This is a genomic window from Peterkaempfera podocarpi (assembly GCF_042466665.1).
Lineage (GTDB): Bacteria > Actinomycetota > Actinomycetes > Streptomycetales > Streptomycetaceae > Peterkaempfera > Peterkaempfera podocarpi.
Window position 1 is genome coordinate 6,104,321 of the sequence record NZ_CP162102.1, and the last position, 14,236, is coordinate 6,118,556.

The 14,236-nt window shown below is 68.5% G+C and carries 10 protein-coding genes and 3 pseudogenes; 6 read left to right on the plus strand and 7 right to left on the minus strand.

The window, feature by feature from the left end:
- Positions 1 to 353: 353 nt before the first annotated feature.
- Positions 354 to 1,163 (minus strand): DUF1963 domain-containing protein, encoded by an 810-nt coding sequence (locus tag AB0761_RS26780; protein ID WP_377271684.1) that lies wholly within the window; start codon positions 1,161 to 1,163, stop codon positions 354 to 356.
- Between the two features lie 227 nt (positions 1,164 to 1,390).
- Here AB0761_RS26780 and AB0761_RS26785 point away from each other — a divergent pair, with 227 nt between their 5' ends.
- Together AB0761_RS26785 and AB0761_RS26790 are read left to right on the plus strand one after the other, a co-directional pair.
- Positions 1,391 to 1,852: a prevent-host-death family protein gene (locus tag AB0761_RS26785; protein WP_377271685.1), complete on the plus strand. Its 462-nt coding sequence runs from the start codon at positions 1,391 to 1,393 to the stop codon at positions 1,850 to 1,852.
- Positions 1,849 to 2,205 (plus strand): hypothetical protein, encoded by a 357-nt coding sequence (locus tag AB0761_RS26790; protein WP_377271686.1) that lies wholly within the window; start codon positions 1,849 to 1,851, stop codon positions 2,203 to 2,205. Before AB0761_RS26785 ends, AB0761_RS26790 begins: the two co-directional genes overlap by 4 nt.
- A 476-nt stretch (positions 2,206 to 2,681) precedes the next feature.
- Here the strand turns inward: AB0761_RS26790 and AB0761_RS26795 are convergent.
- A pseudogene (locus AB0761_RS26795) lies at positions 2,682 to 2,936 on the minus strand (tyrosine-type recombinase/integrase); the annotation flags it as partial.
- A gap of 302 nt (positions 2,937 to 3,238) precedes the next feature.
- On the opposite strand from AB0761_RS26795, the pseudogene AB0761_RS26800 reads away from it, so the two are divergent.
- Positions 3,239 to 3,543 (plus strand): annotated as a pseudogene (locus AB0761_RS26800) (transposase); the annotation flags it as partial.
- Between the two features lie 212 nt (positions 3,544 to 3,755).
- Here AB0761_RS26800 and AB0761_RS26805 read toward each other — a convergent pair.
- The 4 genes from AB0761_RS26805 to AB0761_RS26820 form a co-directional block, all read right to left on the minus strand.
- On the minus strand, positions 3,756 to 4,673 hold the full coding sequence (locus AB0761_RS26805) for a carbohydrate ABC transporter permease (RefSeq protein WP_377271687.1): 918 nt from the start codon (positions 4,671 to 4,673) through the stop codon (positions 3,756 to 3,758).
- A gap of 16 nt (positions 4,674 to 4,689) precedes the next feature.
- The gene (locus AB0761_RS26810) at positions 4,690 to 5,634 is read right to left on the minus strand and encodes a carbohydrate ABC transporter permease (RefSeq protein ID WP_377271688.1); all 945 of its coding nucleotides are present in this window, start codon (positions 5,632 to 5,634) and stop codon (positions 4,690 to 4,692) included.
- An 84-nt stretch (positions 5,635 to 5,718) separates the two neighbouring features.
- The gene (gene ngcE, locus AB0761_RS26815) at positions 5,719 to 7,155 is read right to left on the minus strand and encodes an N-acetylglucosamine/diacetylchitobiose ABC transporter substrate-binding protein (RefSeq protein WP_377271689.1); all 1,437 of its coding nucleotides are present in this window, start codon (positions 7,153 to 7,155) and stop codon (positions 5,719 to 5,721) included.
- A 74-nt stretch (positions 7,156 to 7,229) separates the two neighbouring features.
- Positions 7,230 to 8,531 carry a Gfo/Idh/MocA family protein gene (locus tag AB0761_RS26820; protein WP_377271690.1) on the minus strand — a complete coding sequence of 434 codons (1,302 nt, stop codon included), beginning with the start codon at positions 8,529 to 8,531 and terminating at the stop codon, positions 7,230 to 7,232.
- 104 nt (positions 8,532 to 8,635) lie between these two features.
- On the opposite strand from AB0761_RS26820, the gene AB0761_RS26825 reads away from it, so the two are divergent.
- Together AB0761_RS26825 and AB0761_RS26830 are read left to right on the plus strand one after the other, a co-directional pair.
- Positions 8,636 to 9,826, plus strand: coding sequence for an ROK family protein (locus tag AB0761_RS26825; protein WP_377271691.1), 1,191 nt, complete (start codon positions 8,636 to 8,638; stop codon positions 9,824 to 9,826).
- Between the two features lie 417 nt (positions 9,827 to 10,243).
- Complete coding sequence (locus tag AB0761_RS26830) at positions 10,244 to 12,442, plus strand: discoidin domain-containing protein (RefSeq protein WP_377271692.1); 2,199 nt, start codon at positions 10,244 to 10,246, stop codon at positions 12,440 to 12,442.
- Between the two features lie 131 nt (positions 12,443 to 12,573).
- Here AB0761_RS26830 and AB0761_RS26835 read toward each other — a convergent pair.
- Positions 12,574 to 13,570: pseudogene (locus tag AB0761_RS26835) on the minus strand (helix-turn-helix transcriptional regulator).
- A gap of 93 nt (positions 13,571 to 13,663) precedes the next feature.
- Here AB0761_RS26835 and AB0761_RS26840 point away from each other — a divergent pair.
- Positions 13,664 to 14,095: a VOC family protein gene (locus tag AB0761_RS26840; RefSeq protein ID WP_377271693.1), complete on the plus strand. Its 432-nt coding sequence runs from the start codon at positions 13,664 to 13,666 to the stop codon at positions 14,093 to 14,095.
- Positions 14,096 to 14,236: the final 141 nt, after the last annotated feature.

Genomic DNA, 14,236 nt, shown 5'->3' on the forward strand with positions numbered 1-14,236 from the left:
AGCCTGGCGTCGCCCGAGGTGGTCGGATTCTCCAGCCAGCATGTGCCTGGGCTCGAACTTACAAAGCAGGGGTCGTAGGTTCGAAGCCTACTGCGCCCACGCCATCTGAACAGGCAAAACGCCAAAAATATGGGCCTTCGGCGAACTGCCGGAGGCCCTTTTTGGGGTCCCATGGGAACGAATGGGAACGCGATGGTGCCCGTTCGTGGCCCTTCCTGGCGGGAGCGACGTAGCTCTGCGCCTGAGTCGGCGCTGCGGTGCCTGTTGCCCGCACTCGTTTTGTCCATGGCGGCGACGCTGCCGTTGAGCATGATCTTCACAAGGCGTGGGTCTCGGCCACCTCAGCTGTCAGGTCAGTGGCAGTCGAAGCGCCAGTCCCAGGGGAGGCCGGGGCACTGGCGGCAATGGAAGAAGTAGACGCCGCCGCAGTCGCCCAACTGTATGTCGCCGGTGATGGTCAGAAGGTGCTCCATGCGGTGTCCGCTCTCGCAGTCTGGCCAGTCGGCAGGCTGCGTCCAGGCGGGCCAGCCGCCGACCTTCGTTCCGATGAGGTTGGAGTCGGGAGGCCGCACGGCGCGGCCCGTCGGCAACCGGAGGCGGCGTTCCCAGGTCTCCTCCATGTCCTTGGGGAGATCAAGCCATCTCGGATAGTCCTCCGCGGTCGTCGGGGACAACGTGGACGGTTCCGGCATGTTGTCCTCGTCGTACTCGCCCTCGCTCACCCCGGGGGGCTCGGACAGCAGCCCTCCGGCCACGACCTCCGCCTCGTTGCGCCAGTACAGCTGCGGCATCACCAGCAGCCTGGGGTCCTGCTCATGCATCAGCGCGCACCACACCAGCTGTAGCAGGTCCTTCCCCTCCGGGAACTCCAGCCCCGGCACATCCCGGGCGAACAGCTGGAGGATCGGCACCATCGGCACCGCGCCCGGGACGATCTCGGTCCTGTTGGACGGGTCGGAGCCGAACGTCCAGTGGTCTTCTTGTGCGCAGTACGGCCACGGCTCGTCCGCGGGCCACAGCAGCTTGCCTCCCAGCGAACTCTCCCGCACGCCTGGGTCGCCGGGCTCGGGGTTGAGGAGGATGGTTTCCCGGGCAAGGTCCGCGTACTCCGGTATCAGGGTGCGCAGATCCTTCGCGGGCAACTCGGGTGTATCGCCGGGCATCGTGGCTCCTCATGGCGTACAGACATCGACGGGACTCTGCGGGCACGCTAGTACGCGCCGTCCCAGACAACCCCTACACGCAGGAGGAAGTCGCCAAGGACATGGGTGGTGATAGTGCCACGGCGCCTTGCCGAATTGAGGGGGCGAGCGCGGGTGAGCTGGTTTCCCGGAACGCGGAGACAGCCAGCGGTTGACTTCGGAATACGTTCCGAAGTAGCGTGCTGGGTATGTCAACCCTGACCGTTTCGTTCTCCGACCTGTCGAAGAACTCCAAGCGGGTCGCCGACACCGTCGAGCGTGCCCAGCGGGTCCACGTCACCCGACGCGACGGTGAGGACCTCTATCTCACCACCGAGCGTCACGACCGGCAGCGTGAAGAGACGGCCGACGTCACCGCGCGGCTGTTCGCCGCGTTGATCAGCAGTGACGAAGGAGCCCGGGCGGTCCTGCTCGCGCTGCCCGAGGTCTTCCCGTGGAGTCGCCACCTCTCGGCCGAGGAGGTACGCGAGTTCGTCGTCGACCTCGTCAACGCGACCCGCGACGCCGTCGAACTGGACGTGCATTCCAACTTGCACCGCGTCATCGTCGAATGGCGCGCCACCGCCAGGATCCTCGCGGACCCTGAACTGACGGCTCAGCTGACCACCCCGCTCGCGGACGAGGACCACGGCGAGGTGCCCGCACCGTGAGCCCCAAGCGCGGAGACGACGTCCCACCGCCACCGATCGGCAGCGAATGGCGACTCCGGTTCGCCACGAACGATGCGGCAAAAGGATGGGGAGACCTCTGCACGGAAGCGGCCGGCAACACCCGGCGCTGCTACGAGGCACTACGCAACAACCCGCTCTCCATGAGCGACCCCGATCGCCAGCATCGGCTGCGCGGCCGGCTTTCCACGGGCACCCTGGGCGGCACCCAGTACCCGCAGTGGGAGTACGAGGTCACCGCGGGCGGCCGCGTACGGTACCTCATCGATGAGCCCCGCCGTACCGTCTACCTCGTCCACGCCTCCACCCGGCACCCGAAGGACACGGACAGCTGAGTCGTTGCGGCGGGCACCCAGGATGGCCTTCCCGGGCGCCCGGGACGCCTCCGGTAATCACCTGTGGCGAGGCCGCGACCGCGAAGGCTCTACCCCTGGGCAGTGGTTGGGCCTTCGTCGACTCCGAAACATCAGCGGTGCTCACCGGTTCGTGGCGGGCGCCCTGGTATCGAGCGAGCCGCCGACTTCTCACCCGACGACGCCTGCAGGCGTCCCCATGGGAACGTCATGGGAACGGAAGGACGGAGAAGCGCCATGAAAGGTGACGCAAGCCGGGTGAACCTTCCTCCGCCGCCAAGGCCTCTGAGCTGCGAGAACGGCCATCATCGGGAAAGATCGGGAACGGTTGCCAAGGTGTCGATCATTCTTACAAAGCAGGGGTCGGCGGTTCGAAACCGTCTGCGCCCACCCCACCTGACCAGTACAAAGGCCCCGGACCGATCACGATCCAGGGCCTTTGGCATCTCCAGGTGACATCATTCGGGAGATTTCCGGGAGACGCCCGGCGGCGGCACCGGAGGCCGGCGCCGCAGCAACCGGTCCATGTGGCTGATCGCCTCCCGCTGGGTCTGCTGCGTGACGTGGGCGTAGACGTTCATCGTGACCGCGATCTGGCTGTGTCCAAGGATCTCCGTCACCACGCGAGGCGCCCCCCCGGGCGCAACCAGCAGGGTGTCGCAGCCGTGCCGGGTGTCGTGCAGTCGGACGACGCGGAGGCCGGCCGCCTTCGCCGGCAGCTCGACTTGGTCGTGTCCCGCGACGTGGTGTAGGGGATCAAGCGCTAGGCGTTCCGGTAGGAGGCCCACGGCGACCTCCATAGACGCGCCTGCCCGCAAAGCCTGCTGGTGAGATGGGTTGAGTCCTCGAACGGACGGAGTCACCGTCCCTGGCTTGCGGATTCCGGCGCCTTGATCCCTTACACCACCTGGCGGGACGCCATCCTCGACTTGCTGAGCGCGCGGGACGCAGACAGAGAGAGCGGGGTCTGACGCGTGCGAGGACCCGCCGACGTCAGGTCGGCACGCCCTGGTCGGGCGTCGGGACCGAGAACGCCGGGCAGCTGCTGGTTACCGCCGGAGACAACCCCGACAGCCTCGCTTCAGGGGCCTCCTTCGCCCATCTGTGGGCCGCCGCACCCGTGCCGGCATCTTCCGGGCGCACCGACCGCCACCGACTCAACCGTGGTGGACCCGCCAGGACAACCGCGCGCTGCACACAATCGTGCTGGTCCGCATGCGTCACGACCCACGCACCCGCGACTACGTCGCACGACGCACCCTCGAAGGACTCAGGACGAAGGACATCTTCAGATGCCTCAAGCGCTTCGTCGCGCGCGAGAGGTCCACCGCCACCCCACCAGCGCATCCGGGCCGCCTCCTGCAGCTTGACGGTCTGCAGAAGCTTCAGAGTCAAGATCGCGCAAGGTCTGGCGCGCGAGGGCGGAGGCTGCGATTGCGAGAGATAGCGCGCGGTTCCGAATTGTGCGGTAAAGACCGTATAGGCATGACATTGCATACGGCCCGCCACCAGTGATCGGGATGATCCGCGTTCTACTTGAGCGTCCCGGAGGTCAGGCCGGTCTGGACCTGGCGCTGGAAGGACAGGTAGACCGCCAGCACCGGCAGCATGGCGATGGTCATCCCGGCGAACAGGGCCGGGGAGTCGCCGGCGGCGCCCTGTTCGGCGAGCAGGTTGACCAGGCCCTGGGTGAGCATCTGGTGTGCCGCGCTGTCGCCGCGCTGGCGCTGCATCAGTACGACGGGCAGCAGGTATTGGTTCCACTGGCCGAGGATGTTGAAGATGCCGACCGAGATCAGTCCGGGCTTGGCCATCGGCATCATGATCTGGAAGAACGCCCGGGTGTGGGAGCAGCCGTCGACGAACGCGGCTTCGTGGACCGCCGAGGGCAGGGTCCTGAAGAACGCGTGCAGGAAGAAGACGGTGAACGGTAGCGAGAAGGCGATGTAGACCAGCGCGAGCCCGGTGTAGCTGTTCAGCATGTGCAGCTTGTTGACCTGGAAGAACAGCGGCACCAGTGCCAGGTAGACCGGGAACATCGCACCGGCGACGAAGCAGTAGTAGACGACCCGGTTCCCGCGGAACTCATAGCGGGCCAGGACGTAGGCAGCCATCGCGCCCAGCAGCATCGTGCCGGTGACGGACATGGCCAGGACGACCAGGGTGTTCGCGAAGTAACCGCCGATCCCCTTGGACCAGGCCCGGCCGAAGGCGTCGAAGGACCACTGCATGGGCCACGCCCAGGCACTGGAGCCGATCTCGGCGTTGGTCTTGAATGATCCGAGCACGACCCACAGCAGCGGGAAGATGATCATAAAGGCCCACAGGGCGAGGATTCCGTGGGAGAAGACGTTGAGGACACGGCCCTCTTCGCCGAAATTCTGCCGGCGCTCCGCCGTACGCCGTCTGAGCAGCCCCGCCTGCGGCAGGCTCTCGGTCTTGGTGGTCATGGTGTGGGTCCTCATGTCAGTACTCGACGCCGTCGCGGCGGGTGAAGCGGAGCATGATCAACGACAGCAGGAGGGTGATCGCGAAGATGACGACGCCCATCGCGCAGGCGTAGCCGGCCTTGCCGAAGCTCAGGAAGTTGCGCATCAGGTAGGTCGCCAGAACCTCGCTGTGGTGGTCGGGTCCGCCGCCGTAGCTGGAGCCCTGGGTGAGGCTGGCCACCAGGGCGAAGCCGTCCATCGCGGCGATCGAGAGGTACACCCAGGCGGTCTGGACGGAGTCCCACAGCAGCGGGACGGTCACCCTGCGGAAGGTCTGCCCTCGGCGGGCGCCGTCGAGCAGGGCGGCCTCGAAGATCTCCCTGGGTATCGACTGCATCGCGGCGGAGAACAGCACCATGTAGAAGCCGACCCACTGCCAGACCATGATCGCCAGAATGCACCAGAGGACCGCGTTCGGATCGGCGAGCCAGGGGAGCGGGTGGGCGGCGTCGGTCAGGCCGAGCTTGATGATGACGCCGTTGAGCAGGCCGGCCGCGTCCGAGCGGTACGCCGCCTGGGACATGATGATCAGGATGGCGACCGACAGCACCTGCGGGAAGAAGAAGACGATGCGGTAGAAGGCCGAACCGCGCACGCCGCGGACGCCGGCGGACCCTGCCCGGCCGCCGACGTTGAGCATGAAGGCGAAGAACAGTGCCAGCGCGATCGTGACCACCGGCAGGACGAGCAGCATCAGGAGGTTGTGCCAGAGCGCGGTGAGGAACACGTCGTCATGGAAGAGCTCGCTGTAGTTCTGCAGGCCCACGAACCTGCTCGGCGGCGCGACCCCGGACCAGTCCGTGAACGAGTAGCCGAAGGTCTCCAGGTAGGGCCATAGGACGAAGACCGCGTAGGCGCCTATCGGACAGATGAGGAACGCTGTGATGAACAGGTTCTTCCGGGTGTTGTTGCTCAGCCGCATGGCAGGGCGCTCCTGGTCGGACGCTTCGGGCAGGTGGGCGCGGGGCCGGGGGTGCACCCGCGCGGGGCCCGGCGCCGTCGCGCGTCACGCGCGGGTGAACTTCTGGATCGACGAGTCGGTGGCTGTCTTGTCGGCGGCGGCCTGCGCCCGCTTGACGAACTCGGCCGGCTTGATCCGGTTGCCCATCAGCTCACCCATCGCGGTCTCCAGGTCGGTCTCCATCTGGGAGTACCAGGTCGAGTACTTCCAGGAGATGACGTCGCTGCCCGCCGCCGCGATCAGGTCGCTGCTGGACTTGGTGCCCGGCGACATGGTCGCCGCGATCTCCGGGGTGATCGCCCCCCGCACCACCGGCAATGACTTGGCGTCCTTGGCGAAGGCGGCCCCGCCGGCCTTGGAGCACATGATCCGCAGCAGTTCGAGGCCGCCGGCCTGGTTGGCCGCCCTGGCCGGGACGATGAACGCCTCGGCCGCGAGGGCGCGTACGGCGGTGGCGGGCATCTGGTCACCGGTGGCCTTCGGCATCGGCATGACGGCCATGTCGAAGCCGGCCGGGGTGATCCCCTGCATCTCCTGCTCCAGCCAGGACCCGCAGGGGACGAAGGCCGCCTTGCCCTGGGTCCAGGCGGTCTGCGCCTCCGTGTTGGTCAGGCCCTCGGTGCCCGCCAGCATGTAGCCCTTGGCCACCAGCGAGTAGATCCGTTCGACCGACTGCACGACGGCGTCCTCGTGCCAGGCGTTCGGCATGAGGTTGTCGATCTTCTTCATGATGGACTCACCGCCCGCCTTGGCGACCATGTCCATGAGCGGGACCATCATGTAGAACGGGTACTTGCCCTGGTGCGCCCATGGCGCGATGCCCGCGGCCTTGATGGTGGCGCACAGGCTCATGAACTCGTCCCAGGTCTGCGGGATGGCCCAGCCCTTCTGCTGGAACAGGGACTTGGAGTACCAGACGCCGTAGACGGTCAGCGCGTAGTTGAGCGAGAACATGCTGGTGCCGATCTGGCCGGCCTCGATGGTCCCGGGGACCAGCACGTCGCGCACCTTCTTCGACGGGTCGTCGATCGAGGGGGCGTCCAGCAGGACGTCGAGGTTGGTGAGCTCGCCGTTGCTGTGGAGGACGTCCAGCTTCAGCTTCTTGTCGCCGTCGTCGAAGATGAAGTCCGGCGGCGAGCCGGCGTTGAAGCGGGGCTGGAGGTCTCCGGTGACGTCCGTGCCGCTGCTGTACGAGATCGTGGCGTCCGGGAACTTCTTGCTGTAGAGCGCGTCGAACGCCTTGGCGAAGTTCTCGCCGAGGCCGCCCTTGAAGTAGTAGACGTCCAGCGGGGCGCTTGCGCCGATCCCGAACGGGTTGTCGGCGCTCTTCTTCCCCTGGGGCGCCGACGCCTGCGTGCTGCTGCCGCCCGCGCAGGCGCTGAGCAGGCCTGCGGCCGGGGCGGCCATCGCGGCTGTGACGGCCGAGCGGATCAGCAGCTGTCTGCGGGTCACCCGGGCAGGGGTGCCGGTTACGGAAGACATCGTGTTCCTCTGTGGGGGCGTGGGGAAAGCACCGGCAATCCCCGGAGGTGTGGTGCGGCGGTGGGGGAACCAGGTCAGGCGGGCAGCGGGCCGGGGGCGCTCGTCGAAGCGGCCAGGGAGACGACCGTCCCCGAGTGCCGGGCGCGCTCGGCGGCCCAGACCACGCGGTGCCCGGCCAGGCTGGTCCGGGCGTCGGAGATCAGGGGGCTGCTGTCGCCGCTTGCCACAGCCGCCAGGAACGCCTCCACCAGCGCGTCGTCACCGCCGCCGTGTCCGTCGGCGGCGGACGCGCCGATGTGGAGGTCGGAGGTGCGGTGCTCCTCGGTCCGGTCGGTGACGAAGTCGTGCAGGAGCACGGTGTCGCCGTCGCCTTCCAGGCAGCCACGCGTGCCGAAGATTCGCGTCCTGCGGTGGACGAGTTGGGTGAACGCGGTCATCGTGAACGCGGCGGTCGCCCCGCTGGGAAATTCGAGGGCGACGACCTGGTGGTCGACGACGTCATTGTCGCAGGAGTAGACGCAGCGGCCGTAGGGGCTGTCCTCGAGCGCGGTGAGTACCCCGGCCTCGGTGAAGTCCCGGGTCACCATCGACAGCGGCCAGTACTCCCGCACCGGGTCGCCCAGGCATGCGAGGTAGGTCCGCTTCGCGGAGAAGGCGCAAGAGCGCTCCACCGGGCAGGTGACGCAGGTGTCCGTGGCCGCCGAGGGCTTGTTGGCAGGGGTGAAGTGGCTGAGGGAACCGAAGGAGGAGACCCGGGAGGGGATCTCGTCCATGATGTACATCAGCCAGTCGAGGTCGTGGCAGGACTTGGTGAGCAGCATCGGGCCGGACTCGTCCGCGCGGCGCCAGTTGCCCCGGACGTAGGAGTGGGCCTGGTGCCACCAGCCGACCGGCTCCAGATGCTCGATGCTGACGACCGTGCCGATGCGGCCCGAGTCCACCAGTTCCTTGAGCACCCGGGTGTACGGGGTGTAGCGCAGGACGTGTCCGACGGCGAAGACCACCCCGGCTTGCTCCACCGCCTCCACGATCCGCGTACAGTCCTCCTCGCTCACGGCCATCGGCTTCTCCAGCAGCATGGCGTAGCCGTGCCGCGCCGCGAGCAGCGCCTGCTCGGCGTGGCAGGCGTCCGGGGAGGAGATGACGACGGCGTCCGCCACCCGGTCGGCGGCGAGCAGGTCGGCCGCGTCCGCGAAGACCTGCTCGGGGGCTATGCGGAACTCCGCCGCGAAGTCCGCCCGCGCGTTGCTGCGCGGTTCGGCAACCGCGACGATGCGGGCACCCTGGGCGGCGGCCCGGCGCGCATAGCCAAGTCCGCGTACACCGGCGCCGATGACCGCCAGACTGGGGGTGCGCTGATCTTTCGGTGACCCCATCGTTGGTGCCTCCTCTGAACAGTTGCTAGTTTATTACCTGAGATATGTAACTGGGGGAAGTAAATGAATCGCCTGCCCCCAACGTCAAGAGGAGCGCCTTCGCCGTGACCGAATCGTTCCCAAGCGCCGCCCGCGACCAGACGCTGCTCCGTCGAGCCAACGAGCTGTCGGTGCTGGCCGTCCTGCGCGGCGGCGCACCGCGCCCGCTGCGGGAGATCTCGGACGCGACGGGCCTGTCCTGGCGGTCGACGCAGGTGGTCGCCGAGATACTCGATGCCCAGGGCTGGCTCGTCGAGGCCGAGGCGGACGAGGGCTCCGGCGGCAGGCGGGCGGTGGGACGTCCGGCCCGCAGATACCGCTTCCGCGCCGAGGTCGGGCACGTGGTCGGGATCGACGTGGGGACCCACGGGGTCCAGGTGTTCGTCGCCGACCTGGAAGCCACCATCGTGGGCAGCCACCACGCCGAGGTCTCCCCGGGCGACCCCGCGCAGGTCCGGCTCGCCACGGCGGAGCACGCCCTGCACGCGGCGCTCGCGGAGGCGGGCCTGCAGCCGAAGGACGTGTGGGCTGCGGCGATGGGCACCAGTGGCGTCATCGACCCCGGCGGCACGGTCACCGCCTCGGCGCTGCTGCCGGGCTGGCGGGGCCTGAACCCGGGCGGGCAGCTGGGCTCGGTGCTGCAGTGCCCGGTCGACGTGGCGAACGACGCCAACCTGGCGGCGCTTGCCGAACGGTGGCTCGGGCACCGGGCCGAGACGATGATCTACCTCCTGGCCGGCGTGCGCCTTGGCGCCGGGCTGGTCATCGGCGGGCAGTTGCACCGCGGCGCGGCCGGCGCCGCAGGAGAGATCGGCGCGTTGCGTGGGGTGGGGTGGCACGACGCGGCCGAACGCCTGGTAGCGACCGCAGGCGGCACCGAACCCCGTACGGACCGCGGCGAGGCGGCGACCCGGGTCTTCGAGGCCGCCCGCGCCGGGGACCCCGTCGCGGTCGCGGCCGTGGACAGGTTCGCGGCGGATGTCGCGCGCGGTGTCACCGCGATGGTGCTCACCATCGACCCCGACCTGGTGGTGCTGGGCGGCGGCTTCTCGCACGCGGCCGACCTGCTGCTGCCGAGACTCGGGACCGAGCTGGCCGAGACCTGCCTGCACCTGCCGCGCCTGGAGGCGTCGGAACTGGGCGACAACGCGGTGGCCCATGGCGCTCTGCGGCTGGCGCTGGACACCGTCGACCAGCGCATGACCTCCCTGGACAGCACCGTGCCCCTGGCGCCCGCCGCGATCCGGGGGCAGTGAGGCGGGAGGGGCGACGCCTGCGACGTGAGCCACGATTCGATAACGGCGGGGACTCGCCGTCTTGACGGTCCGCTCGACGTGACCATTTACTTCCCTCAGTTACTTATCTGAGGTGAAAAATTCACCTGGTCCAGGGCTCGCCGCACGCGTGCCACGGGTGCATCCCGTGGCACGCGCAGCCGCCCGCCCCGAGCGTCGAGCGCTCCCGCCCACGTCGACAACGCCGGGCGGCGCTCGGCGGCCCGCCCGCCGATCACCGGCAACACCTCCTGACGGTGCGTCCGGTGAGCGGCAGGCACGACGCCCCGATCCCCTTGCCGCCCCGCCGCATCGCCGCGTCAAGCGCTGCGGACCCGCAACGGCCGGCACACCCTCACGAGGAGAACCCGAGTGTTCCGCTCACGGAACAGACTTACGGTGGCCTTGGCAGCCACGGCACTGACGGTGGTAGGCGCTGCGCTGCCCGGCACCGCTTCGGCCGCGCACCCGCTGCACCCGCTGCACCCCAGCACGGCCTACACGCTGACGGTGGGCTCCATGGGCCCCAACAACTTCGCCTCCGACTCGCCGTCCAGCCCCTTCATCGACAAGGACGGCACGTTCTACACCCAGCAGTCGGAAGCCAACTACGCGCCGACGGACCCGCGGAACTGGGCCTTCGACACCGGCACGACCTTCGACGACGCGCAGCCCGACGCCGCGCTGAACGCGGCGAACAGCGATACCACCGCACGGTGCAACAACAGCCCCACCGGCCTGGAGGCCACGAACGAACCGTCGAGGAGCTACTACTCGCAGCGGAACTTCTGCGACCTGATCGGTACCTGGGTCGACCCGGACACCGGCAACTGGACCGGCCTGGTCCACAACGAGTTCACCCCGCAGCCCTTCGGCGACGGGATGCACTACGACTCCATCGACTACGCCACGTCCACGGACCAGGGCCACACCTGGACCATCGTCGGTCACGCGCTGACCTCGCCGTACAGCACCACACGCGGCGACACCACGGCGTTCCCCAACCAGACCTACTACTACGGCGATGGCGACCAGCGCCTGTTCGTCGACACGGCGTCGGGGTATTTCTACGTCTACTACGGCTCCAGTGTGATCGACAAGCCCGGCTGTCAGGGCGCCATCCAGCGCTTGGAGCACGTCGCGCGCGCCCCCATCTCGGGGAAGATGGCGACCGGCACATGGCAGAAGTGGTACCGCGGCTCGTGGTCGCAGGCGGGCGTCGGCGGCCAGGAGAGCACCATCGTCCCGGTCGACGCGTCGAACAAGACCGGGTACGTGCCGGCCGCCCATGAGTACAAGCCGTCCACCCCCGGCTGCGTCAGCGACCAGCTCGCGGCCGGCACGATGCCGGAGCAGACGCCCCTGCTCTATATGAACGTCGCGTACGACGCCTATCTCGGGCTCTACATCGCCGGGCCCAACCCGCTCAACCCGAACGGGTCCGCCCATGCGGAGAAGTTCTTCGCGACCGACAGCCTGGCGAGCAACAAGTGGCACGAGATAGCCGACACCGGCTCCACCGTGTACGAGGACTACTGGTACCACTGGTTCGTCGACAGCGGGAACCGCACCAGCGGCACGATCCTCGGCAAGACCTTCCGCAGCTACTGCGACTACGGCTGCCCCTCGGGCGACGCGGAGTACCGAAACCTCACGCTTGACTCCACGAAGCCCGCCGCACCGCCGGTGGACATCTCCAAGACCTACCGAATCTCCAACATCTCCTCGGGTCGCACACTGACCCAGGTCTCCGGGACCTCGCAGACCACTTCGCTGGCCGCACCGACCAGATCGGCCCAGGAGGCGTGGGCCTTTGTGCCCAACGGTGACGGCTCCTACCTGATCACCAACTCCGGTACCGGCCAGGCTCTCGGCGTGGACTCCACCACCACGAGCACCCGCGCCTGGGGCACCCGGCCGACTGTCACCACCGCGAACCCCGTCGACGTCGGCCAGCAGTGGTTCTTCCTCAAGAACACGGACTCGTCCGGCAACCCCATCGGCTCCTACCGGCTCGTCAACCGCTACAGCGGCCTGGTCCTGAGCCTGTCCTCGGACACCACCCGACTGGCGGAGACCACCGCACCGCGCAACTGGTCCGGCACCAACGTGAGTTCGCCCGGCGGGCAGCGCACAGGACTGGAGCAGTCCCTGAGGTTCACCCCGGTCGGCACCGCTCCCACTCCGCCGCAGAACGTAGCACTCGGCAAACCGGCGACGGCGCAGAGCACCCAGGGCACGCACTCCGCGAGCCTGGCCGTGGACAGCATCCCCGACAACAGCAGCTACTGGAGCGCTGACCCCGCCCCGGAGTGGTGGCAGGTCGACCTACAGGCCGACTACAACCTCAGCAGCATCGTCGTCACCAACTACGTGGACGGCACCCGCTCCTACCAGTACAACGTCCAGGCCAGCACCGACGGAGTCACCTGGACGACGATCGCCACCAAGGGCAGCACCAGCGTCGCCACCAGCGCCGGGGACGTCCTCTCGGTCAGCACCACGGCACGGTACCTGCGCGTCAACATGACCCACGACTCCGCCAACACCGGCGTGCACATCGCCAACTTCGCAGCGATGGGCACCCCCGCCCCGTAACCGTCCGCACTCCACCGGCCGGGTGCCCACCCCTCTCGGGACGGGCACCCGGCCGCAACCCGGCCCCCACCACGGTCGGCAACAAGGGCCCCGCACTGCGTCTGACGGCAGAGACATTGGTTCCCTCGCGGTCAGGCTCGGCGGGCGTAGGACGCGAGGCGATCGGCGAGCGCGATGACGAGGTCACGCAGTTCGTCGGGGCGCTCGATGACGAACGGCCGGTCGAGTGACGCGAGTACCGGAGGCAACCAATCGAGCCGCTCCACCCGCAGCTCGACGCGCAGCCAGCGTTCGGTCGCCCGGTCCTCGCCTGTCACGGGCGCGTACTCCTCCAGGCTCGCGACGCTGGCGGGAAGGTGGGCGCGGATCTGCTCAACCGTCCCGTGGATCCGCAAGGTCACCTCATGCCGGTACTCGGCCGTGGCGAACCCCGACAACACGCGCTGTGCCGGATCGGGACCCACGGGCGCTTCGAATGAGCCGGGCAAGGTCCTCGCGTCTGCGATGCGATCGAGCCGGAAGGTTCGGTCCGCGCCGATCCGGGCGTCCTTGCCCGTGACGTACCACCGGCCCGCATGGGCGACGATCCCGTACGCGTGCAGCGTGCGTTCGCTGCGCCCTCCGTCGCGGTCGGTGTAGCGGATCGAGACCGGTCGGCGGTGGCGCACCGCATCGGCGATGGTGAGCAGGACCTCGGCGTCCGGGGCGTCGAAATCATCGGGCTGATCCGTGAAGGCGAAAGCTTCCAGGAGTGTGTGGAGCCGACGGGCGATGTGCTTGGGCAGCACTCGCCGGATCTTCGCCGATGCGGTCTCGCTTGCCGTGTGCTGCGTCGTCGTCAAACCTGCTCGGCGGCCGGCGGCCGGCGACCAGGCCGAGCAGCACGGCCAGCGCCTCGTCGTCGCTGAGCATGAGCGGAGGCAAGCGATACCCGGGGGCGAGCCGGTACCCGCCGTAACGGCCGCGCACCGATTCCACGGGCACATCGAGGTCGATCAGCTGGTCCACATACCGCCGCACGGTGCGCCCTTCGACGCCGAGCCGGTCGGCGAGTTCGGCCACCGTCCGGGTGCCGCCCGACTGCAGCAGCTCCAGGAGGGTCAGCACGCGGCCGGTCGGTCGAGACATGTTCGCAGCCTAACGCGAATACAGGACCGATTCTGTCCACTATTTCTCCTAGCCTGCGCAGTGCACGCCTCCAGCACAGCCAAGGAGATCCCCATGGACTTCGTCTCGATCCGCATCATCACCAGCGACGTAGCGCGCCTCGTCGAGTTCTACGAGAAAGCCACCGGGGTGCCGGCGACGTGGGCCACCGAGGACTTCGCCGAACTCAGGACCGCGGGCGCCACCCTCGCGATCGCCGGCACCCGCACCGTCCCGCTGTTCGCCCCGGGCTCTGCGCGCCCGGCGGACAACCACAGCGTGATCACCGAGTTCCTCGTGGACGACGTGGACCGCGTTCACCAGAACCTGACCGGCTTCGTCACCGACTTCGTCACCGAGCCCACCACGATGCCCTGGGGCAACCGGTCGCTGCTGTTCCGTGACCCCGACGGCAACCTCGTCAACTTCTTCACCCCCGTCACCCCGGCGGCCATCGAAAAGTTCGCACACCGACGCCACGCACAGCCGCTCACGCGGGAGCCCTGAGACCCCAGGGCTCCCGGTGAACGCGTCCGCCGAGTCCAGGAGCGCCACCAGCAGGGGACATCGGAACGCACCGCTGACCCCCGAGGGACGTCTGCGCTTGTGTCTGCGGACCGACGCCGGACGTCCGATCGCGCACGTGGC